This window comes from Amycolatopsis sp. NPDC059027, from assembly GCF_042739735.1.
Taxonomy (GTDB): domain Bacteria; phylum Actinomycetota; class Actinomycetes; order Mycobacteriales; family Pseudonocardiaceae; genus Amycolatopsis.
Genome location: NZ_JBHYIK010000004.1, coordinates 196,770 through 218,267 on the forward strand (window position 1 = coordinate 196,770; position 21,498 = coordinate 218,267).

19 protein-coding genes are annotated in these 21,498 nt (G+C 69.5%); 10 read left to right on the plus strand and 9 right to left on the minus strand.

The features are described 5' to 3' along the window. The first annotated feature begins 14 nt into the window (after nt 1–14). The 7 genes from ACFWY9_RS04585 (at nt 15) to ACFWY9_RS04615 (ending at nt 10,690) form a co-directional block, all read left to right on the plus strand. Complete coding sequence (locus ACFWY9_RS04585; RefSeq protein ID WP_378338145.1) at nt 15–1,238, plus strand: hypothetical protein; 1,224 nt, start codon at nt 15–17, stop codon at nt 1,236–1,238. A gap of 131 nt (nt 1,239–1,369) precedes the next feature. Then, entirely contained in the window at nt 1,370–2,611 is a 1,242-nt protein-coding gene (locus tag ACFWY9_RS04590; RefSeq protein ID WP_378338146.1) for a hypothetical protein, read from the plus strand. Between the two features lie 31 nt (nt 2,612–2,642). Beyond that, nucleotides 2,643–5,084 (plus strand): glycosyltransferase, encoded by a 2,442-nt coding sequence (locus tag ACFWY9_RS04595; protein ID WP_378338147.1) that lies wholly within the window; start codon nt 2,643–2,645, stop codon nt 5,082–5,084. After that, the gene (locus ACFWY9_RS04600; RefSeq protein ID WP_378338148.1) at nt 5,081–6,349 is read left to right on the plus strand and encodes a hypothetical protein; all 1,269 of its coding nucleotides are present in this window, start codon (nt 5,081–5,083) and stop codon (nt 6,347–6,349) included. The genes ACFWY9_RS04595 and ACFWY9_RS04600 overlap by 4 nt, the downstream gene beginning before the upstream one ends. A gap of 21 nt (nt 6,350–6,370) precedes the next feature. After that, entirely contained in the window at nt 6,371–7,501 is a 1,131-nt protein-coding gene (locus tag ACFWY9_RS04605) for a methyltransferase domain-containing protein (protein ID WP_378338149.1), read from the plus strand. Further along, the gene (locus ACFWY9_RS04610) at nt 7,498–9,921 is read left to right on the plus strand and encodes a glycosyltransferase family 4 protein (protein ID WP_378338169.1); all 2,424 of its coding nucleotides are present in this window, start codon (nt 7,498–7,500) and stop codon (nt 9,919–9,921) included. Before ACFWY9_RS04605 ends, ACFWY9_RS04610 begins: the two co-directional genes overlap by 4 nt. Next, entirely contained in the window at nt 9,881–10,690 is an 810-nt protein-coding gene (locus tag ACFWY9_RS04615; protein ID WP_378338150.1) for a DUF1698 domain-containing protein, read from the plus strand. The genes ACFWY9_RS04610 and ACFWY9_RS04615 overlap by 41 nt, the downstream gene beginning before the upstream one ends. Here ACFWY9_RS04615 and ACFWY9_RS04620 read toward each other — a convergent pair. The 3 genes from ACFWY9_RS04620 to ACFWY9_RS04630 are packed head-to-tail and all read right to left on the minus strand — an operon-like array spanning nt 10,681 to nt 13,105. Next, nucleotides 10,681–11,604 (minus strand): FkbM family methyltransferase, encoded by a 924-nt coding sequence (locus ACFWY9_RS04620; RefSeq protein WP_378338151.1) that lies wholly within the window; start codon nt 11,602–11,604, stop codon nt 10,681–10,683. The two genes, ACFWY9_RS04615 and ACFWY9_RS04620, sit on opposite strands and share 10 nt — an antisense overlap. Next, a complete protein-coding gene (gene gmd, locus ACFWY9_RS04625) occupies nt 11,601–12,593 on the minus strand; it encodes a GDP-mannose 4,6-dehydratase (protein ID WP_378325926.1) in 993 nt (330 codons plus the stop codon). Before gmd ends, ACFWY9_RS04620 begins: the two co-directional genes overlap by 4 nt. Before the next feature lie 59 nt (nt 12,594–12,652). Beyond that, the gene (locus tag ACFWY9_RS04630; RefSeq protein WP_378325927.1) at nt 12,653–13,105 is read right to left on the minus strand and encodes a MarR family winged helix-turn-helix transcriptional regulator; all 453 of its coding nucleotides are present in this window, start codon (nt 13,103–13,105) and stop codon (nt 12,653–12,655) included. Nucleotides 13,106–13,167: 62 nt separating this feature from the next. On the opposite strand from ACFWY9_RS04630, the gene ACFWY9_RS04635 reads away from it, so the two are divergent. After that, the gene (locus ACFWY9_RS04635) at nt 13,168–13,536 is read left to right on the plus strand and encodes a VOC family protein (RefSeq protein WP_378338152.1); all 369 of its coding nucleotides are present in this window, start codon (nt 13,168–13,170) and stop codon (nt 13,534–13,536) included. After that, nucleotides 13,523–14,386 (plus strand): NAD(P)H-binding protein, encoded by an 864-nt coding sequence (locus tag ACFWY9_RS04640; RefSeq protein ID WP_378325929.1) that lies wholly within the window; start codon nt 13,523–13,525, stop codon nt 14,384–14,386. Before ACFWY9_RS04635 ends, ACFWY9_RS04640 begins: the two co-directional genes overlap by 14 nt. A 241-nt stretch (nt 14,387–14,627) precedes the next feature. On the opposite strand, the gene ACFWY9_RS04645 is transcribed toward ACFWY9_RS04640, so the two are convergent. The 4 genes from ACFWY9_RS04645 to ACFWY9_RS04660 all read right to left on the minus strand — a co-directional run bounded on the left by ACFWY9_RS04645 (nt 14,628) and on the right by ACFWY9_RS04660 (nt 18,292). Further along, nucleotides 14,628–15,296 (minus strand): response regulator, encoded by a 669-nt coding sequence (locus ACFWY9_RS04645; RefSeq protein WP_378325931.1) that lies wholly within the window; start codon nt 15,294–15,296, stop codon nt 14,628–14,630. Then, nucleotides 15,293–16,417 carry a sensor histidine kinase gene (locus ACFWY9_RS04650; RefSeq protein ID WP_378338153.1) on the minus strand — a complete coding sequence of 375 codons (1,125 nt, stop codon included), beginning with the start codon at nt 16,415–16,417 and terminating at the stop codon, nt 15,293–15,295. Before ACFWY9_RS04650 ends, ACFWY9_RS04645 begins: the two co-directional genes overlap by 4 nt. Nucleotides 16,418–16,475: 58 nt before the next feature. Beyond that, entirely contained in the window at nt 16,476–17,372 is an 897-nt protein-coding gene (locus tag ACFWY9_RS04655; RefSeq protein WP_378338154.1) for a hypothetical protein, read from the minus strand. Nucleotides 17,373–17,461: 89 nt separating this feature from the next. Next, nucleotides 17,462–18,292: a helix-turn-helix transcriptional regulator gene (locus ACFWY9_RS04660; protein WP_378325935.1), complete on the minus strand. Its 831-nt coding sequence runs from the start codon at nt 18,290–18,292 to the stop codon at nt 17,462–17,464. Nucleotides 18,293–18,393: 101 nt separating this feature from the next. On the opposite strand from ACFWY9_RS04660, the gene ACFWY9_RS04665 reads away from it, so the two are divergent. Next, nucleotides 18,394–19,836 carry an MFS transporter gene (locus ACFWY9_RS04665; RefSeq protein WP_378338155.1) on the plus strand — a complete coding sequence of 481 codons (1,443 nt, stop codon included), beginning with the start codon at nt 18,394–18,396 and terminating at the stop codon, nt 19,834–19,836. Nucleotides 19,837–20,350: 514 nt separating this feature from the next. Here the strand turns inward: ACFWY9_RS04665 and ACFWY9_RS04670 are convergent. Continuing rightward, nucleotides 20,351–20,635, minus strand: coding sequence for a DUF397 domain-containing protein (locus ACFWY9_RS04670; RefSeq protein ID WP_378338156.1), 285 nt, complete (start codon nt 20,633–20,635; stop codon nt 20,351–20,353). A gap of 22 nt (nt 20,636–20,657) precedes the next feature. Beyond that, nucleotides 20,658–21,485: a helix-turn-helix domain-containing protein gene (locus tag ACFWY9_RS04675; protein WP_378338157.1), complete on the minus strand. Its 828-nt coding sequence runs from the start codon at nt 21,483–21,485 to the stop codon at nt 20,658–20,660. Between the last annotated feature and the right edge of the window lie 13 nt (nt 21,486–21,498).

Consider the following 21,498-nt stretch of genomic DNA (forward strand, 5'->3'; position numbering starts at 1 on the left):
GCAGGGGGTGCGGGATGAGCTGGCAGGACGAGCTGCGCAGGCTGGACGCGGAGCTGGCCGCCGGTCGCCTCGGTCAGGCCGAACACCGCAGGCTGCGCGACGATCTGCTCGCCGAGGCCTCCGGGCGCACCGTGCCGTCACCGGTCGCGTCGCCGCTGCGGCATCCGGGGAACACCTGGCACAGCACCAATCCGGCCGCCCCGCCGCCCGAGGCCCGGCCGTGGCCACCGGCGCCGGTGCACCAGCAGCCACCGTCCCAGCCCACGCCGGCGCAGCCGCATCCGTCCCAGCCCACGCCCGCCCAGCAGCCGCCGTCGCAGCCGACCCCCGCACAGCCAGGCCTGACCCGTCCGGTGCCCGCCCAGTCGGTCCCGCCGATGACGATGCCGCTGCGGTCCTCCGGCCACAACGGCATGGCCTACAGCACCGACCGGCCGACCACCGCGCCCAGCCCTGCCGACGTCAACCCGACCCAGTACCTCCGCGTCGACGGCACTCCCGCGCAGGTCAGGCCGGACACCAGCCCGCTGCCGAGCCGGTTCCCGCCGCTGGTTCCCGAGCCGGTCGACGCCGGGAACGAGAACCGCTGGGACGACGAGCCGGCGACGCCGGAGCGGTCACGCAAGCTGCCGACGTGGTTGTTCCTCGCCGCCGGTGTGCTGCTGGTGCTCGCGCTGATCATCGGCGGCACGTGGTGGCTCGGCAGGCCCACCGGCACCGATACGGCGTCGAGCACCGCGCCGACCGGAACGAACGCCAACGCCGCGACGGGCAGCAGCATCGAGGACAGGCTCCCCGTGCTGCCCGGCACGCCGAACCCGAACAACTCGACGATGTCGGTCGCGAAGGGGCTCGAGACGGGCCTCTACCCGAACCAGACCGCCGACACCCTGACGAAGAACGGCGCGAGCGAGGTCATCTTCCGCGGCTCGGCCGACGGTCAGTCCAGCTACCTGCTGCTGGTGATCCCGACCAGCGGCCCGACCGGGGCCAAGGCGGTCGTCGACACGCTGCTCCAGAACGCCGTCGCGGGCGGGTTCACCCAGGTGCCCTCCGAGCAGCTGAAGATCGTCACCGGGTTCGACGGCAAGAGCACGCTCAAGACGACGTGGTACGCCTCGGGCGGCACCGTCGTCTACTTCGGCGCCGGTTACCCGAAGACGTCGGACTCGCCCGAGATCACCGCACGTCAGGACCGGATCCTGGACGCGGTGAAGAAGGTCCTGCCCCCGGGCTGAGACGTCGTCACCCGGGCAGGTCACGATTCGACCCTCTGGGAGGGGCCCGAGGACGCTGAGTGCACAATGTGGGGGGTCTGTGCGGCTCAGGGCGCCGGCTCGAGGCGCTTCGTGAGAGAAGGGGGCCGGGTTTGTCCTGGCAAGAAGAACTTCGCCGGTTGGACGAAGAGCTGGCCGCTGGCCAGATCTCGGCCGATGACTACCGGGTCCGGCGGGACAACGTGCTGTCCTCGGCGGTCAGCTACGACCCCCAGGGTACCCCGCAGCAGGCGCCGGGGCAGGCGGACAGCACCCAGATCATCGCCCCGGTCGGCGGGCAGCCGCAGCAGGGCGCGCCCCAGGCCGGCCCGCCGCAGCAGCCTCAGCAACCGCAGCAGCAGGGGTCCACCGCGGACCGGACCCAGATCGTCAACGTGCCGGACAGCGCCGAGCGCACCCAGGCCGTCGGCCAGGGCACCTGGCAGGCCAACGCCGGTGAGGCGGAGCGGACCCAGGTCGTCCCGGGCGTCCCCTCCCCGCAGGGCGGCTTCCCCGCCCCGAACTCCGGTGGCTTCCCCGCGCAGCAGCAGCAACAGCCGCCGTACCAGCAGCAACAGCACCCGCAGCAGCCACCGCAGGCGCCGTGGAACGCGCCGAGCGGCGACAGCGTCCCGCCGTGGGGCGGCTCGGACTTCCCACCGCTCGCCTCGACCGACCACAGCTGGGTCGGCCAGGGCCCGGAGCCGTTCGAGACGACGCCGTCGAAGGGCAAGGGCAAGATCATCGGCATCGCGGTCGCGGTGGTCGTGGTCATCGCGCTCGGTGTCGGCGCCTTCTTCGTCTTCGGCAACAACGGCGACAACACCGCCCAGCCGCCCGCCAGCACCAGCCAGACCGCACCTCCGGCCCCGCCTGCGCCGAAGGACGATCTGGAGATCGCGAAGCTGCCCGGCACGCTCAAGGAGAAGACGGACTTCCCGTCGTTCGGCGACCTCGCGCCGCGGAAGGTCCTGACCGACGACGAGAGCGACGCGTACAAGGCCGCGGACGCCAGCAAGGCCCGGCTCGCCGTCTCGAACCTCCCGTCCGAGGTCCACGCGGTCGTGCTGACCGCCCAGACCTCGTCGCCGGCCGCCGCCCGCACCGCCGCCGACAAGCTCGCGCAGCTGCAGATCAAGTTCAAGATGCAGACCTACAGCGGCACCGTGCCGCCGGGCGTCGACGTCGTGCAGCTGGCCGGGCAGAACGGCGGCGCGTCCCTGATCCGGGCGCACTACGTCTACCGGAACACCGTCGTCCGCGTGCAAGTCGACGGCGCCGACCTCGCGTCGATCAGCAGCGTGTTCGACGAGATCCTCGCCGGGCAGCTGAAGGTGCTGCCGGCCAACACCTGACGTGTCCGGTAGCAAGCTCGGGGGGAAAAGCTTGCCGGACCGTCCGTATCGGAGCGCGGCCTGCACCGTGCTCACCCGGAGCCGGCTGGCCGCCGGTCGTGTGCTCGCCGAGAGCTATCTCGAGCACCATCCGGGCCACGAGTTCGTCGTCCTCGTGGTCGACGGCCCGTCGGACGGGACCTCGGGTCCCGCCGGGCTGCGGGTCGTCGGCCACGAGTGGCTCGACCTCGATTCCGACGAGTACCTGCGGCTCGCGACGTCCCACGCGGCCGACGGCCTGCTCGACGTGGTCAAGCCGCTGGCGCTGCGGAAACTCCTCGAAGACTTCGACGTCGCCGTGCTGCTCGCGCCGGAGATCGACGTCCACGCCTCCTTCGCCGACATCACCGCGCTCGCCGTCGAACACGGTCTCGTCGTGACGCCCTCAGTGCTCACCCCGTTTCCGCAGGACGAGCGCAAACCCGGCGACGTGCCGGGGATCTTCGACGGGTTCCTCGCGGCGGGCCGTGACGCCCGTGGATTCCTCGACCTGTGGGCCGAGCGGGCCCGGTGCCGGAAACCCCGCGCGCGGGTCCGGCACTGGTTCGACCTGGTCGCCGGGCTGTTCCCGCACACCATCGTCCGCGATCCCGGCCTCGCCCTCGGCTACTGGAATCTGCACGAGCGAGCCCTGGACGACGCTCCACCGAAGTTCGTGGCGTTCCGCGGTTACGACCCCGAAACCCCGTGGCTGCTGAGCGCGGACACTCCCGAGCGACCCCGCGTGACACTGTCCGCGAATCCGTCACTCAGGCACCTTTGCGACGCTTACCGCGAGAAGCTGCTGGCTGCCGGACACGGCGAAGAGGTCCCGTACGGCTTCGCGGAACTGCCGGACGGGACCCCGATCACCCCGCAGATGCGCCAGCTCTTCCACGCGGCGTGGGTGAAGACGGACGAGGACCCGTTCGGTCAGTCCGCCGAGGAAGCACCGCCGCATCCCTTCGGTGACGACGGTGGAAAAGCGTTCCAGGACTGGCTTTCCGCGCCCGCCACCCCGCTCGAAAAGACCGCCGGGTTCAGCAGGCTGACCATGCGGGTGTGGGCGACGCGTGTCGATCTGCAGGCCGTGTTCGCGCACCCGACGGGCCGGGACGCGCCGGGGTTCCGGCAGTGGTGCTCGACCCACGGCGTCGACGAGGGTCTCGTGCCGTCCTGGGCGGTGCCCACCGAACCGGCCGCGCCCACCGCCCCGGTCGACGAGTTCGGCGTCAACGTCGCCGGGTACCTGACCGCGGAACTCGGCCTCGGCGAGATGGGCCGGATCGTGCACCGCGTCGTGCGGGACTCCGGCATCCCGATGGTGTCCGTTGTCGAGAAGCGGTCGCTGGCGCGTTCGGTCCGGACCACGGCGCTGGCCGATCCGGACACCGTCGGCGACCCGAAGTTCCCGCTGAGCCTCCTCGCGGTGAACTCCGATTTCGCCGAGCTGCTGCTGAACAGCCACCCCGACATCGGCCACGAGCGGTATCGGATCGGCCTGTGGGCGTGGGAGCTGGAGGACTTCCCGGAGTCCATGCGGGACGGTTTCGCGTTCGTCGACGAGGTGTGGACGCCGAGCGAGTTCGCCACGAAGGCGATCGCCGAGCACGCCCCGGTCCCGGTGAAGACCATCCCGCTGCCCGTCCCCGACCCCGGCCCGGTATCCCGCGCGGCACGCGAACCCGGCGCGCCCGTCCGGTTCCTGTTCGCCTTCGACTTCAACAGCACGGGCGGCCGCAAGAACCCGTGGGGCGTGGTGACCGCGTTCCAGCGCGCGTTCCCCGGCCGCGACGACGTCCAGCTGGTCATCAAGGCCACCAACGGACATCTGCACGCGGCCACGGTGGAACGGCTGCGCTACGCGATCGGCGACGACACGCGGATCGAGCTGTGGGAGCGCTACCTCAGCGTCGAAGAACTCAACGCGCTGTACGCCGAAAGCGATGCGTACGTCTCCCTGCACCGCAGCGAGGGATTCGGGCTGACAGTCGCGGAGGCGATGATCCGGGGACTCCCGGTGATCGCGACGGACTACTCGAGCACGACGGAGTTCTTCGGCGCCGACGTCGGCTGGCCGATCCCGTACGAGCTGGTCGAGGTCGGCCCCGGCTGGGTGCCCTACCAGGAGGACGGCCACTGGGCCGATCCCGATCTGGACGCGGCGGCCGCGGCGATGTGTGAGGTCGCCGACAATCCGGCCGAAGCCCGGCGGCGCGGCGCGGCGGCACGCGACCATCTCCTGCGCACCCGGTCGATGGACATCGCGACGACGTGGGTGCGCGGGCAACTGGAGGAGGCGTACCGCACCTGGCGTGCCCGCCGGGAGCCCGCACCGGCACCACCGCCGCCTCCGCCGAGCCCGCTGCGCAGGGCGCTGCGCCCGGTGGCCCGGATCGTCCGCCGCGCGGGCGTGTTCGCGAACCGCAGACACGACACGGGAGCGACGGCATGACGACGAAGAACGACAAGCCGTCGCCGCTGCCCCCGGTGTACGAGGCCTGGCTGCCCCGCGAGCACTCGCTCTACCGGCCAAGACACGCGCGCAGACAGACCATCGCGCTGGCGTGCGCGGTCATCTTCTTCGCGACCCCGCTGATCACGGTCGCTTTCGGCGCCCGGCCGAGCGAGTTCGAAAACCGGGCACTGACCCCCTTCCCCAGCCCCGGCCAGGGCTGGTCGTTCTTCACCCAGCTGTCCGCGTGGGCCACCGATCACCTGATGTTCCGCGAGCAGGCGGTGCACGCCGCCGACGGCATCAGCCGCGGCGTCTTCGGCGAACCGCCGCCGCTGAACCACGAGAACCAGCAGGGCCCGCTGCAGTCCCCGCCGGTCAAGACCGATCCCCGCCAGTTCCCCCCGATCATCGAGGGCAAGAACGGCTGGCTCTACCTCGGCGACGAGGTGTCGAGCCACTGCGCGCAGGCGCATCCGCTGGCCGACACGTTCGGCAAGCTGCAGCGGCTCAAGGAGGGCATCGAGGCCTCCGGCCGTCAGCTCGTGGTGGTCGTCGCGCCGGACAAGGCGACCGTGGTGCCCGAGAACCTGCCCGACGCCTACATCGGCAAGGACTGCCACACCGCGATGGCCGCCGAGTTCTGGCGGATGGTCGACGCCCGGCAGGACTACATCCTCGACCTGCGCGGCCAGATCACGAGCTGGGGCGCCGGCAAGGGCCAGCCGATCTACGGACCCCAGGACGCGCACTGGTCGGACGAGGGCTCGGTGATCATGGCGCGCTCGGTGGCGGAGAAGCTACGGCCCGGCATCAGCGCGACGTGGAAGGTCACGCCCACCGCGGGCTGGCAGGTCCCCGCCGATCTGCCGCCACTCATCGGCCGGTCCGGTACGACCAGCGGCACCCACTACGCGCTCATGCCCGACGGCACCCAGGACATGACGCGCCCGACGCCGCCGGACTACACGACGCCGCTGCACCTCAACACCGCGTCCGGCCCGGGAACCTACGGGCTGAACGTCGCCCTGCTGGGCGACTCCTTCACCATCCGGACGCTGCCGTACCTGGCCGCGTCGTTCCGCAACCTCACCGCACTGCACGCCAGCACCGCCGACCGCGACCAGGGCGCTGCCGCGAGCGCGGTGCTGGCCCCCAGTAATGTCGTGGTCCTCGAACTGGCCGAACGCTCGCTGGTACGGGGAACCGTGGCACTCCTCGACAAACCGGGCCTGGACAACATCCTCGGCAGGCTCCCCCGCTGATCGATCCGGAAAGAACACCACATGCCTGAACATCGCGTGGCACAGGCGCTGGCCCGCCTCGGCGAGCACCAGCAGCTGCACCTGCCGCTGAAGCGGACCGATCTGCTCGGCAGGCTGGCCCTGCGGTTCCTCTGGCGCCGCCAGCTCAAATGGCAGATCGAATCCAACCTCGCGATCCACGACGCGCTGGCGGGCCTCGACGAGGCGGGCCGCGTCCAGCGTGCCCGGGTCGACCAGCTGGAAGGCGCCGACAGGGTGAGCCACGAGGAGCTGGCCCACGAGGTCGAGCTGCTCAAGCACAGCGATCAGAACCTGATGGCCGGGCTCAACCAGCGGCTTTTCTCCTCGCTGGGCCGGATCGAGTCGCAGCTGGGCGATCTCCGGCTCCGGCTGGCCGAGACGGCGGAGCACGGCGAGGACGCGGAACAGCGGATCAAGGCTCTCGAAGCGCAGATCGCCGCGCTGACCGGGGCGGCCCGCGACGTCCGGCTCCGGCACGCGCAGCTCGACGGCTTCCTCGACCAGGTCCGCGCGAACCGTCCCGAAACCGCGCCCACGACAGACGTCGCCGAGCGCGATTCGTTCCTGGAACTCGCCCTGTCCGAGCTGCTGGACGGGCCCGCCGATCACGTCCGCGCCGAACGCGGGCGGTACGTGCCCGCGGTGCGGAAGGCACACGAGAACGGCGCGAACGGCCCGGTCTTCGACGTCGCGCCCGCGCGCGGCGAATGGCTGGAAGTCCTCCGCGCCGAGAACCTGCCCTACCGTGCTGCGTCCGCGAACTCCTTGGTGCGGCGGCACATTGAAGGCCTCGGCCTGCGGGTAGAGGACGCCGACGCGTTCGAAACGCTGGCCACCGCACCCGCGCGTTCGCTCGGCGCCGTGACTGCGTTCCGCTACGCCGAGCGGCTCGAGCCGAGCGCGCTCGCCCGGTTCGTCGACGCCGCCGCGACGGCGTTGCAGCCGGGTGGCGCGCTGATCATCGAAACCCCGGCAGCGGACGACAACGCGAGCGGCGACTTCCGGGTCGACCCATACGCACGCAAGCCGCTGCACCCGGTTTTCCTCCGCTTCCTCGCGGAGTCCGCGGGGTTGACCGACGTCGAAATCGTCGGCGCGGGCGATCGCTACAGCCTGATCGCGTGGCGATGACCCGGTACGCGATGTGGACCCCGCTGCCGCCCCAGCGCAGCGGGATCGCCGACTACAGCTTCGAACTGCTCGAAGCGCTGTCCGGCCGGATCGAGATCGCCGCGGTCGACGACGACGACAACGCCGAGACTCCGGCAGGGATCCCGCTTCTCGCGCCGGATTCGTCCGAAGTGGACGATGCGCTGAACATCTACCACATGGGCAACCACGCCGGGATCCACGCGAAGATCTACCGGCGGGCGCTGGAAGTCCCCGGTGTCGTGGTGCTGCACGACCCGTCGCTGCTCGACTTCCACTCTGGCCTGTTCGGCGGCACGTCGACCGACGCGTTCCGGGAAGAAGTCCGGTACGCGCACGGCCCGATCTGGGGTCATCCCACCGATCCCGCGCTGCTCGACTGCTGGCCCGCGATCGAGGTCGACGGCGTCCGGACCATCGACTACGGCACGCTGACCCTGGAACGCCGTCTGGCGACCGCCAGCAAGGGCGTGCTCGTCCACGATCCGCACACCGCCGAGTTCCTGCGCGGCCGGTATCCCCAGATGCCGGTGCACGTCGTCCCGTCCGGGGCGCCGATCCGCGATGACTCCGGCCGCGCCGAGACCCGCGCGCGGCACGGCTGGCACGACGAGCACGTGGTGTTCGGGGTGTTCGGCGGGCTGGTCGGCATCAAGCGGGTGACCGTGGCGGTGCTGGTGTTCGCCGAGCTCCGCCGCCGCTGGCCGAACGCGCGTCTGGTGATCGCGGGCCACCCCGGCCAACCGGGCCTGCTGGACGACATCCGCCGCACGATCGCCGAACTCGGTGTCAGCGACTCCGTCCACTTTGTCCTGTCGCCGGAGAAGACCGAGTTCGAGGAGCTGATCAGCGCCACCGACGCGGTCGTCAACCTGCGCTGGCCGACAGCGGGGGAAACAAGTGCGACGATGATGCGCGCGTTCGGCGCCGGACGCCCGGTCATCACCAGCGATCTGCCGCAGCACCGCCATTTCGACGAGGCGTTCTGCTGGACGATTCCCACGGACGCGGCGCCGGAGGCCCAGGAGCTGTACAACGCGCTCGAACGCGCCGTGTGCTGGCCGGACGAACTCCGTGCAGCGGGGGCGAAAGCCCGCGAATACATGCGGCGCCACGCGTCGCTTCCGGTCGCCGCACAGTCCTATGTGGACGCACTCGCGGCGATCGAGCAGCACCGCCCGACGACCATCGAACGAACCCGGCCGGGTGTGAACGTCTTCGCCGACGCGCGGGCGACGACCGGGCTTTCCGAATCGGCCCGCCGCCACGTTCAGGCGCTCGCGTTGCCGAGCACCGGCGTCGAGGCGACCTTCACCGAGTTCAACTCGCAGGCCCCGTACCGCACGGTGCCGATCCCGCCGGACATCGCGGCGTTGCGCCGGGGCAAGGAATTCCCGCTCGACTTCTGGCTCGTCAACGTCAACGAGTTCCAGCTGATCCCGGAGCACGCCCTCGACCGCTACACGATCGCGATGTGGGCGTGGGAACTCCCGGACATGCCGAAGTACGCGCTGGCGCAGCTCCCCCGCATCGACGAGCTGTGGGTGCTTTCCACGTACGTCGCCGACGCCTGCCGCACGGCGACCGACATCCCGATCACCGTCGTGCCGAGCGTGGTCCCGCAACGACCCGGCATCCCGGGAGACAAGGCGCGGTTCGGGATTCCGGACGACAGGCTGATGGTGCTGTACACCTTCAGCGCCTCCTCCAGCGACGCGCGGAAGAACCCGTGGGGCGTCATCGAGGCGTTCCGTCGCGCCTTCCCGCCGGAAGAGCAGGGCACCAAGGCACAACTGGTCATCAAGGCCAACGACCTCGACCGCTTCCCCGAGCTGGCAACGCATCTGGCGCAGGCCGTCGCGAGCGTGAACGGGACGTTGTTGTCGCGGCAGATGTCGCGCGCGGACATGGACTGCCTGCTCGCCAGCTGCGACATCTACATGTCCCTGCACCGGTCCGAGGGTTTCGGGCTCGGCATGGCCGAGGCGATGGCCATGGAGAAGCCGGTGATCGCGACCGGTTACGGCGGCAACGTCGACTTCATGCCGCCCGGCGCCGCGGCCGTCGTCGGGTACGACATCCGGCCCATCACCGCGCGGGATCACCGGTTCGGCGCGGAGTTCGGCGACTGGTACACCGAGGGCCAGCTGTGGGCGGAGCCCGACGTCGACCAGGCCGCCCGCTGGCTGCGGTGGCTCGCCGAGTCCGAATCGCGACGGCGCGCGATGGGTGTCCGCGGCGCGGAAGCCGTTGCGGCGCGGTGCAGTCCGGAGGCCGTCGGGGCGACGATGGCGCGCCGGCTCACCGAACTCCAGCGGAACCTGTCACGGCCCGATCGGGCATTGGCTACCGTGTCGGACCATGACCGCCTTGAGCGCACAAGCACGGCAGGAAGCCGTTGACGCCGTTCCCTTCTGGTTCCATTCCGTCGACGTCGGCGAGGGCGTCGTCACGCCGGGCGCGAAGCCCGCGGACTTCAGCGTCAAGGAGTGGAACAGCTGGCAGGTCCCGGACCTGACCGGCCGTACCGTGCTGGACATCGGCGCGTGGGACGGCCGTTACTCCTTCGCCGCCGAAGAAGCGGGCGCGGAGAAGGTCGTCGCGCTCGACCACTACACCTGGTCGATCGACTTCCCGACCTACTACGCCGCCATCCACGGGATGCGGGAGCGCGGCGAGCACGTCCCCGACGCCATCGACGTCCCCGGCGCGTGGCGGCCGGACACGTTGCCGGGCAAGACCGGGTTCGACACCGCGCGGCGCCTGCGGGACAGCAAGGTCGAGGACATCGTGCTCGACTTCTCGCACGACGACGTGACTTCGGTCGGGCAGTACGACGTGGTGTTCTTCGCGGGCGTGCTGTACCACCTCGTCGACCCGATCGGCGCGCTGCGGCAGCTGTACAAGGTGACCGGTGAGATGGCGATCGTCTCGACGCACGGTGTGCAGATCGCCGGTTTCGAGGACCGCGAGTTCGCGCAGTTCTACCCCTTCGACGGCTTCCGCGGCGACCCGACGAACTGGTGGGTACCGAACATGAAGTGCCTGACCGGCTGGTGCCAGGCCGCCGGTTTCGACCGGATCGAGGTCGCGCTCGGCCCCGACGAGGGCAAGCAGATGGCGCCCGGCGAGGCGGAGACCTACACCGCGATCGTGCACGCCTACCGCTGAGCGCGCGCGGCCCGCAGTTCGGCTTCCAGTTCGGCGATGCGCCATTCGAGCGCGGCGGCCCGCCGCTGCGCCCGGGTGGCGTCCCGCTGGCTGTCGGCCAGCGCGGTCTCCACCTTCCGCACGTACTCCTCGCGGTCGGCGCGGGACTGCTGCGCTTCCTGCACCGCTTCTTCCAGACGCCGGATGTAGCCGACCTCGCCGGGCCGATTCGCCTGTGCCGCCCGCAACTGCGCGACGTCGTAGCGCTCGAAATCGTCGAAGACGTTGGCAGGGACGGCGAGGCGGCTCAGCGCCTCCTCGTCGTCCGCCGGAGCGTAGAACCGGTTGAGCCCGTCGAAAAGCGCGCACCGGTATCCGGCGTCGAGCAGGATCGGTTCCCATTCGCCGTGCGACGGCTGGGGCGAGCCGGGTTCGGTGGCCTCGACGACGACCACTCGCGGGCGGTGCCGGGTCCAGTCGGCGCCCTCGATCACGTCGCGTTCGGCGCCCTCGACGTCGATCTTGACGAAGTCGAGCGGGCCGGGGTGCTCGTCGAGCAGGTCGGCGAGCGTGACGACGTCGACCTCGACGTCGTGGGTCGGCCAGTCCTCGTCCGCGCGGTAGTGCGCGGCGAGGTCGTCGTCGAGCGTCGCCCGCCCCCACTGGCCCTCGACCACGTGCAGCACGGTCTTGCCCGGCTTCGCGCCGACGGCGATCGCGAGGTTGAGGTCCTCGGGCCGTTCGCACCGCAGCTGATCGAACAACGACGGCTCGGGTTCGACGTTGATCCCGCGCCAGCCGAGGTCGTAGAAGTGCTTGGTGACCGAGTCCTGGAGCGGGTATCCCGCCCCGATGTCGACATAGCGACCGGTGGCTCTGCCCGCGAACACCCTGGCGAGAACCACGTCCTCCGCGTTTTGCGCGTAGGAGATCATGGGAGATCTATTCCGGCCTTTCTGGCTTCGAGCTGCAGGTCGTTGTCCACCATCATGGACACCAGCGTTTCGAAGTCGACCTCCGGCTTCCAGCCCAGCTCCTCACGCGCCTTGGTGGCGTCGCCGACGAGCAGGTCGACCTCGGCAGGGCGGAAGAACCGCGGGTCCTGGGTGACGAAACGCTCCCAGTCTTCGAGGCCGACGTGCCCGAAGGCCGCGTTCAGGAAGTCGCGCACGCTGTGCGTCCGGCCGGTCGCGACGACGTAGTCGCCCGGCTCGTCCTGCTGCAGCATCCGCCACATCGCGTCGACGTAGTCCCCGGCGAAGCCCCAGTCGCGGCGTGGTTCGAGATTGCCCAGCGCGACCGTTTCCTGGAGGCCGAGCTTGATGCGCGCCACCGCGTTGGTGATCTTGCGGGTGACGAACTCGATGCCGCGGCGCGGGCTCTCGTGGTTGAACAGGATCCCGGAGCAGGCGAACAGGCCGTAGCTGTCCCGGTGATTGACGGTGATGTCGTGGCCGAAGACCTTCGCGCAGCCATACGGCGAACGCGGGTAGAACGGCGTCTCCTCGGTCTGCGGCGATTCGCGGACCTTGCCGAACATCTCCGAGCTGGACGCCTGGTAGAAGCGGATCTTGTGGTCCGGCCCGCCGACCATGCGGATGGCCTCGAGCAGCCGGAGCACCCCGAGCCCGGTGACGTTCGCGGTCAGCTCGGCCTGCTTGAAGCTCAGCGCCACGAACGAAATCGCGCCGAGGTTGTACACCTCGTCCGGCTGCACCTGCTCCAGCGCGCCGACCAGGCTGGAGAGGTCCTGCAGGTCCGCCGACACCAGCTCGACGTAGGGGTACTCCGCGCGGATCATGTCGATCCGCGGGTTGTTCTGCCCCTTGACCAGGCCGAACACCTCGTAGTTCTTCGAATGCAGCAGCTCTGCGAGATATTGGCCATCCTGACCGGTGATACCGGTGATCAACGCACGACGCACCCGAGCAGGATAGCCGTCCCGGCCCCGCCCCGAGCCGTTACGTGGTGTTTTGCGGGGAACTATGCGCCGTCGTCGTCATCGCGCAGGGAATGGATCATGCTCCGCAGGATCCGGAACGCGTTCGCCTGCTCGGCCTCGGTCAGGCCGGCCAGCATTCTGACCTCGACGGACCGGACCGCCGCACTCGCCTTCTCCAGGCTCCGCCGGCCGCGAGGTGTGAGCCGCGTCGGGAGAACCTTCCCGACGGGCGCCTCCGCGGGCCTGGTCACGTAGCCCTCTCGTTCCAGGGCCTGGAGCAGCACGTTCATCGACTGCCGGGTCACGAACGCGCCCCGCGCGAGCTCGGAGTTCGACAAACCCGGCCGTTGCGCCAGCAGTTCGAGGCAGGCGTAGCGCGTCACGTTCATCCCGAGCGGCCGCAGCACCTCCTCCATGGCCGCGCGCAGGGCGCTCGACGCCTCCTTCAGCAGGTAGCCCAGTGACTTCTCCAGGTCGACGCCGTCTTGACTCATGTCAGCATTCTGACATAGATTGGTGCATGTCAGAAGACTGACACGAAAGAAGGAGCATCATCTTGTCCGCCATCGGCCCCGACTTCATCTCGCTGCAAGCGCGTGACCTCGCCGCTTCGCAGGCGTTCTACGAGCAGTACCTCGGCCTCGTCCGCTCGCAGGCCGGGCCTCCGCACGCCGTCGTCTTCGAGACGAAGCCGATCGCGTTCGCACTCCGCGAGATCGTTCCCGGCACCGATCTCGCATCCGTTGCCCAGCCCGGCATCGGTGTCGCGATCTGGCTCCACGCCACAGACGTCCAGGCCATTCACGACGCTCTCGTCGCCGACGGTCACACCATCGTCTCCGCACCGATCGACGGCCCGTTCGGCCGGACATTCACCTTCGCCGACCCCGACGGCTACCAGGTCACCCTCCATGACCGCGCCTGAGGCGAGCACGCTGGTCTTCGGGGCTACCGGGGCACTCGGCGGCCACGTCCTGGACGCGCTGGCCGCCCGGGGAATCCGCCCCGAAACGATCACCGCGGCGGGCCGGAATCCCTCGCGCCTCGGGGAACTCGCTTCCGCCGGGTTCGGCACCGCCGCCGTCGATCTGTCGGATTCGGCCGGCGTCGCGGAACTGGTCGCCAGGCACTCCGACATCGTGTTGATCTCGGGCGGCGACCCGAATCGCCTTGCACAGCACGAGTCGGTGATCGAGGCCGCGAAGAACGCGAATGTCCGACACGTCTACTACACCAGCGGAGTCCGGGCCGACGATGACCGGTTCGAGATCAATGCCGACCACAGGGCGACAGAGAATGCTCTCACCGCTTCCGGTGTGACGTACACGATCCTGCGGAACACCTGGTACATCGAGAACTACATTCAGGCGCTGGCAGGCCCCCGCTACACCGGCGTTCTCGCCGCGGCGGCCGGTGACGCCGTCGTCGCGGCAGCCAGCCGGAAGGACCTGGCTGAGGCGTTGGCCGTCGTCGTCACCACAGAGGGGCACGACAACGTCACCTACAACCTCTCCGGCGACACGAACTTCACCTACGCCGACATTGCCGAAGCGATGTCGGTCGTGCTGGAGCGAGAGGTCACTTACCGGCCTGTCACTTCCGAAGAGTTGCAGGTGGCGTTCGTCAATTCGGGCATGGAGAGCGAGCTGGCCGGTTTCTTGGCAAGTCTCGACGAAACCATCGCCGCCGGGGTTTTCGCGCGGGTCGGTGACGATCTTTCCCGGCTCATCGGCAGGCCGACGACCGGTCTCGTCGAGGGCCTGACGGCAGCGTGAGCAGCGGGGCGGGCGAGCCGGCGATCTCGGCTCGCACCGCCCTTCTCCCGATCAGCGATTCTTAGCCCGAAAGTGTGAGCTGAGTCGTGTCGGCCAACGTCCTCCCACCCTCGGACGCCTTCTGATCGGAGCATCGGTTCGATGCGTCCATGAGAGGAGCCGAGATGGCCTGGCAGATCGTCGTGGTCGCCGCGGTGGCCGTGGTGTTCCTGGTCCGCCTCGTCCTGCAGTTCAAACGCGGCTAGCCACGTTTCGGGGTGACCAGGCCGGATTCGTAGGCGAGGACGACGAGCTGCGCCCGGTCCCGCGCGCCGATCTTGGTCATGATGCGGCTGACGTGCGTGCGCGCGGTGGCCGTCGAGATCACCAGGTGCGCGGCGATCTCGTCGTTCGACAGGCCGCCCGCGACCAGGCCGAGCACCTCGCGTTCGCGGTCGGTGATCTCGCGGACGGCGCTCGTGTCGATCCGCCGGTTCTCCGGGCGGCCGACGAACTCCGCGATCAGCCTGCGGGTCACGGTCGGCGCGAGCAGCGCCTCCCCGGCGGCGACCACGCGCAGCGCGCGCAGCAACTCGACCGGGTCGGTGTCCTTCAGCAGAAAGCCGCTCGCCCCGGACCGCAGCGCCTCGTAGACGTACTCGTCGACGTCGAACGTCGTCAGCACCAGCACCTTGACCCCGGCCAGTTCCGGGTTCGCGGTGATCCGCCGGGTCGCTTCGAGGCCGTCGGTGCCGGGCATCCGGACGTCCATCACCACGATGTCCGGTTTGTGCTCGACGGCCAGTGCCACGGCCTCCTCGCCGTCGCCCGCCTCGCCGCAGACCTCGAAGCCGTCCTCGGTCTCCAGCAGCACCCGGAATCCGGCGCGCACCAGGGCCTGGTCGTCGGCGAGAACCACCCGGATCGTCATGCTTCACCTTCCACAGGCAGTTCCGCGCGGACTTCGAAGCCTCCGGCGACAACGCCCGCGGTCACCTGGCCGCCGAGCGCGGCAGCCCGCTCACACATGCCCCGCAGTCCGTGTCCCGGCGTCGGTTCCGCCGTGGTCCGGCCATCATCCCGCACGGTCATCCGCAGCGCGCCCACCCGCCGCTCGAACCGGACGTCGACGGCGGTGGCGGCCTCGGCGTGGCGGACGACGTTGGTCAGCGACTCCTGCAGGATCCGGTACGCGGCGCCGTCGACGGGCGCGGGCAGCTCGCCGGGGTCGCCGTACACCCGGATCTCGAGGCCCGCCGCCTCGACGTGACACACGAGTTCGTTCATGTGCGCGAGGCTCGGCGCGGGTGCCTTGTCCTCCCCCGACCGCAACACCGCCAGCGTCGCCCGCAGGTCCTTCAACGCCGACGCGCTGGCCTCCTTGATGTTCAGCAGCGCCTCTTTCGCCTGCTCCGGCCGCCGATCCGCGACGTGCGCGGCGACCCCGGCCTGCACGTTGATCATGGCGAGACTGTGCGCGACGACGTCGTGCACCTCGCGGGCGATGCGCAGCCGCTCCTGCTCGGCCATCCGGTGCCGGTGCTCGGTGGCCTGCTCGCGCCGGGCCTGCACCGCCGCCCACTGGTACCGCACCGCGGTGCCGGCGCCGATCACCGCTGCGATCCACACCACCGCGAGCCCCGAGCCCGCGGTGATCTCCAGCGCGCCACGGCGGATGAAGAAGGCGGTGAACCCCGCGACCAGGACCGCGGCGCCGGTGATCCCCGCCGTCAGCGGACCGCGCAGCCGGGTGAGCATGAACAACGCGATGGTCGGGACGACGATCACCGGACCGCCGGGAAACCCGCTCGCGTAGTAGAGGTAGGCCGAGGTCACGGTCAGCAGGAACACCGTGAGCGGGAAGCGATGGACGACGAGCAGGGTCAGCGCCGTCGCGGCCAGCCACGCGTACCCGGCGAAGGTGAGCGGATGGGCGTGCGGCTGCCAGTGCGACGCGCTGGTGGTGACGCCGAGCACGAAACCCAGGATGAGCACGGTGCGCACGACACGGCCCACCCACGGGTTCCGCCTCTGCCACCACTCCGGTCTCATGCCGCGAAAACTACCCGCCGCCGAGCGTCGGCGCGTCCGTCCGCAAGCGACTCCCCGCCTACGCCGTACGCGGTATCCGCCGCAGCACCGCGACCATCGCCAGCACGCCGACCGTCACTTGGACGGCGTAGACAGCGGCCTGCACCAGGGTCGCGCCCTCGGCGAGCGGACCGCCGAGGACCGTGGTGAACAGCATCCACGAACCCCAGCCGACCATCGAACCCGCGCCGGTCCACACCACGACCAGCCGCGGCCAGAGCCGTCCACGGTGCAGCGTCAGCAGCGCGGCGACGGCGAGCAACGTCAGCACGCCGACCACGATGTCGAGGAAGCGCGAGGAAAGGCCCGCGGTCCGACCGGGGACCAGTGCGAACGTCGAACCGGCGGCCCACGCGAAGTGCAGCGCCGCGGTCCCGATCGCGGCCACTCCGGCGATCCGGCCCAGCACGCCGACGGGACGGGTTCGCGTGGTGGTCAGCACCGGCCAGCGATCCCGGACGTAGAAGACGAACGCCGTCAGCAGCGCGAGGCCCTGCCAGGTGAAACCGCCGTAGACCACGGCCCAGACCCAGTCGTGAAGTGGCAGCGTGCTGGTCGACGAGCTGAGTAAGTCGACGCCGATGACGGGGCTGCTCAGCACGATCGGCGCGAGCAGGCCGGTCGCGGCCCACGCCGGGAACAGCACCAGCGGCGCCGGGATCCGGCGGCCCCACGCGTAGGTCAGCGCGAAGGCCAGCGCGATCGCCACCGCGTCCATCCCGGCGGTGAGCAGATTCGCGAACACCATCGTCGGCGAGTCCACAAAGGACGGATCACGCAGGCCGAGCGTACCGCCGGTGACCCACGCGATCTTCAGTGTCAGATAAGGAAAAGTGCCGAGAATCGCGGCATAGCACGCGACGAGCCGCGCGTGCGGGATCGGCATCCGCGCCGGAGGAGCGAGTGTGGTGGTCATACCCGCAAGCGTCGTCCGCGCGACGCCGGATCAGTTCCCTCCACGGCGTTGTCCGGCTCCCTCTCGGGAGGGAACGGCCCAGGTCAGGGTCAGAACGACGTCGGCAGCTTCGCCGCCGTCTCCTCGTCGGCCGGGGTGTAGGCCGACAACGTGATCTCCGAATTCCGCCCGAAGTAGAGGTAGGTGAAGGTGAACTTGAGCAGGCCGACCTCGGGATGCAGGTACCGCTTGCAGAGGATCGGCTCGGCGTTGACGTCGTGCCGGGTCCACAGCTCCTCGAACAGCGGCGACTCCGCCTTCAGCCGCTTGACCAGCGACTTCCACGCCGGTTCGGCGACGTGTTCGGCCATCGACGCGCGGAACTTGGCGACCACGCGCGGGATGTTGCTGTCCCAGTCGAGCATCCGCGCCTTCCACTCCGGGTTGGTCAGGCACTGCACCAGGGTGTTGCGGTCCTCGAACGGGATCGCATCGACGTCACCCATCAGCCAGGTGTAACCGCGGTTGTAGGCCAGCAGATCGCAGCGGGCGTTGCGCACCGCCACCGGATAGGGCTCCAGCTTCTCCATCATGGTGAGCACGGGACGGGAGATCGAATTGCATTCCTTTTCGTAGCTGGGTTCGGGCGCACCGGCGAGGGTGAACAGGTGCTTGTGCTCGTACGGGTCCAGCTTGAGCGTGCGGGAGATCGCGGCGAGCACCTGCTCGGAGGCGTTGATGTCGCGGCCCTGTTCGAGCCAGGTGTACCAGGTGACCCCGACACCGGCGAGCTGCGCGACCTCCTCGCGGCGCAGCCCCGGCGTCCGGCGGCGCCCGGCTGTCGGCAGCCCGACCTGCTCGGGCGTGATGCGCTCACGACGGCTTCGCAGGAACGCGGCCAGCTCGTTGCGCCGCACGCGCTCTTCGACGGCGGTGGTCATGGTGCCAGGCTCCCATACTCCCGATGCTGTTACCAGGTAGTCCCAGTACCCGGATAAACACTATCTGGTACCAGGTTACGACGTCGTCGATCGTAGTACCCATGACCACGACTGAAACCGTCCCGGCGGTGCGCACCCGCGCCGCCGAGGCACCCGTCAGGCCGGGCCTCACCCCTGCCGGCCTGGTCACCGTGCTGCTGGGGGCGGCACTCACCATCATCGACTTCTTCATCGTCAACGTCGCGCTGCCCACCATCGACGCGGACCTCAAGGCGTCCACCGCGACCCTGGAACTGGTGGTCGCCGGGTACGGCATCGCCTACGCCGTGCTGCTGGTCGTCGGCGGCCGTCTCGGCGACTCGCTCGGCAGGCGCAGGATGTACACGATCGGGCTGGCGCTGTTCACGCTGACGTCGCTGGCCTGCGGACTCGCCCCGACAGCGGGGACGCTGGTGATCGCCAGGGTCGCGCAGGGCGCGGCCGCGGCCATGATGCTGCCGCAGGTGCTCTCGATCATCCAGGCCAGCACCGACGGCGAACACCGCTCGCGCGCGCTCGGCATGTACGGCGCGACCGGCGGCATCGCGACCGTCATCGGCCAGCTGCTCGGCGGCGCGCTCGTCGCGGCGAACGTGTGGGACCTGTCCTGGCGGCCGATCTTCCTGGTCAACGTTCCGATCGGCATCGTCGGCCTGATCATGGCGCGCAAGCTGCCGGAAACCCGCGCGCACAACCCGCTCGGCGTCGACCGCTGGGGCACCGTGCTGCTGGGCGTGGCTCTGCTCTCGCTGCTGGTCCCGCTGATGGAGGGCCACGCACTCGGCTGGCCACTGTGGACGGTCGCACTGCTCGTGCTCTTCCCGTTCGCCGCGTTCGCGTTCGTTCGCGTCGAACGTCGGCTGGAACGGCGCGGCGGACACCCGCTGCTGCCGCCGTCGGTGATGCGGATGCCGAGCGTCCGGCTCGGGCTGCTCGTCGGCGTCCCGTTCTTCAGCGGCTTCGGCGCGTTCATGTTCGTCTACGCCATGACATTGCAGGGCGGACTGCACCTCGGCCCGATGGGCGCCGGGCTCGCGCTGACCCCGATGGCGATCGGCTTCTTCACGATGTCGCTGATCAGCAGCCGGCTGGTGGCGCGGTTCGGCCAGAAGGTCGTCGTGACCGGCGGGGTGCTGTTGCTGCTCGGCGTGCTGACGCTGATCGGCTCGACGTTGCTGGCGTGGCCGGACCTGAACGTGCTGGACCTCGCGCCCGCGATGCTGCTCATCGGCGTCGGCAACGGGCTCGCGATGACCACGCTGTTCCGCATCGTGCTCTCGAAGGTCCCGACCGACCTGGCCGGTGTCGGCAGCGGCGTGATGACGACGAACCAGCAGACGTCGCTCGCTCTCGGGGTCGCGACTCTGGGGAGCCTGTTCGCGTCACTGAGCGCGCCGGATTCGCTGGGGATGAAGAGCGCTTTCGTCCTGGTGATCGGTTTGCAGGCGGTGCTGGTGCTGGCGGTGATCGTGGGCGCGCGGCGCCTTCCCGACCCACGAGGCTGACCGGGGTGGTCCGTTCCCGCGAGCGCACGCCGTGAAGGAGTCCTTCACGGACTTTGCGCCACCCCCGCTGGCGTGGCCGGAACGACGCGTAAGGGACGTTGAACGTCCCTTACGCGTCGTTCGGGACATGAGTCGGGCGGAGCTGAGCCCGGCCGGTTGCGACAAGGGCGTCCCTGGGTGCGTTGAGTGCCCATGCCAGGGACTTGACGGGTGCGGCCAGGCGCGAGTGAGCCGTGTGCGTGCAGGTCGCGACGGCCGGGCGGGCACGGCGTGGGCCTTCGCTCACCGTTCCCCGTGTCTTGGCGCACGGTGGTAAGCCGGAACAAGCAAGCCGGACAAACACGACACAACGAGAAGTTTTTCGGGGAGCCGTGATGCCGGTAAGGCCACCTTGAGGGCGTCAGACGCCCCCAAGGTGGCCTTACCGGCACGAGAGTCCTCTGTGGACACAGGCCGCGACCTGATTCAGCGGCCAGGCAGCGTTTGTTACATCCAGAGTGTAATAAACGCCGCATCAGGATGTAATTTTTGCTGCACTGATCGCGTTGTCGACCTCGCGGAGCCAGGAGGTCCAGGCGGCTGGGGCGAGGAGGAGGGCGCCGGTTTCGGGGGACTTCGAGTCGCGGACGGCGACCGCCTCCGGCACGAACGCCACCTCGACACAGTCGCCGTTGTGCCCGTCTCCGCCGCTGTAGCTGCTCTTCCGCCAGCCGAGAAACGCAACCTCCACGCAATCGCCGTTGGCCCCGGAACCTGCGCTGTAGCTGCTCTTCCGCCAAGTGACGTTCGACAGGTCCACGAGTGCTCGCCTCCGCCTCGGCTCAGGTCTCGGCGATCATCCGCTTGATCAGCGTGCAGGAGTCCTGCTCATCCAGCGCCAGATCGGCGAGATGGTCGAACAAAAGCCTAGCAGCGTAAACCTCATTCTCGTTCTCAACCTGCAGAGATCCGAACCCGTATTCGACGTAGGCCAAGTCGGGCTCAGCAGGATCCGGGAACCCGGCCAAGAGGAAATTGCCGCACAGGCCGTCGTGAGAACCCGCCGCCTCCGGGAGCACCTGCATAGTCACCGTAGGCAACTCGGCAAGCTGCAGCAGCTTGAGCAACTGACTACGGTCGCACGCGTCCCGGCGTAAGGCGGCCTCATCGATGATGGCGTGGAGGGTGAGCACGGGTTCCTCCACCAGCCTGCGCTGCCGCCGCAACCGCACGGCGACCTCGCGCTCCAACCGCTCGCCCTTGAACGGATCGCGCGCCGACGAGAAAGTCGTCCGCATGTACGTTTCGGACTGAAGAAGTCCCGGCACAAAGCCAAGCTGATAGGTGCGAATCCACGAGGCCTCGGCCTCCACACTGACAAAGCCACGATCGTCCAGGCCGAAGGCGTGCCACCAGCCTTTTTCCTTGGCGTGGTCGAACATCCGGATGTACTCGTCGTAGTCCGAGGTGATCACGCCATAGCGATCCAGTAGCGCCAGGAAGTCGTTGTAGCCCGGGATGTGGCCCTGTTCGATCCGGCTCAGCTTCGAGCTGGAGATGCGCAGCGGTTTACCGGCGTCCTCTTGGCTGAGTCCCGCCGCCTTGCGTAACTTCTGCAGAGTGCGGCCGAGTTGGCGCCGCCGATAGTTGGGCCTGCTCCGCCGGCTCATCCGTTCTCACCCC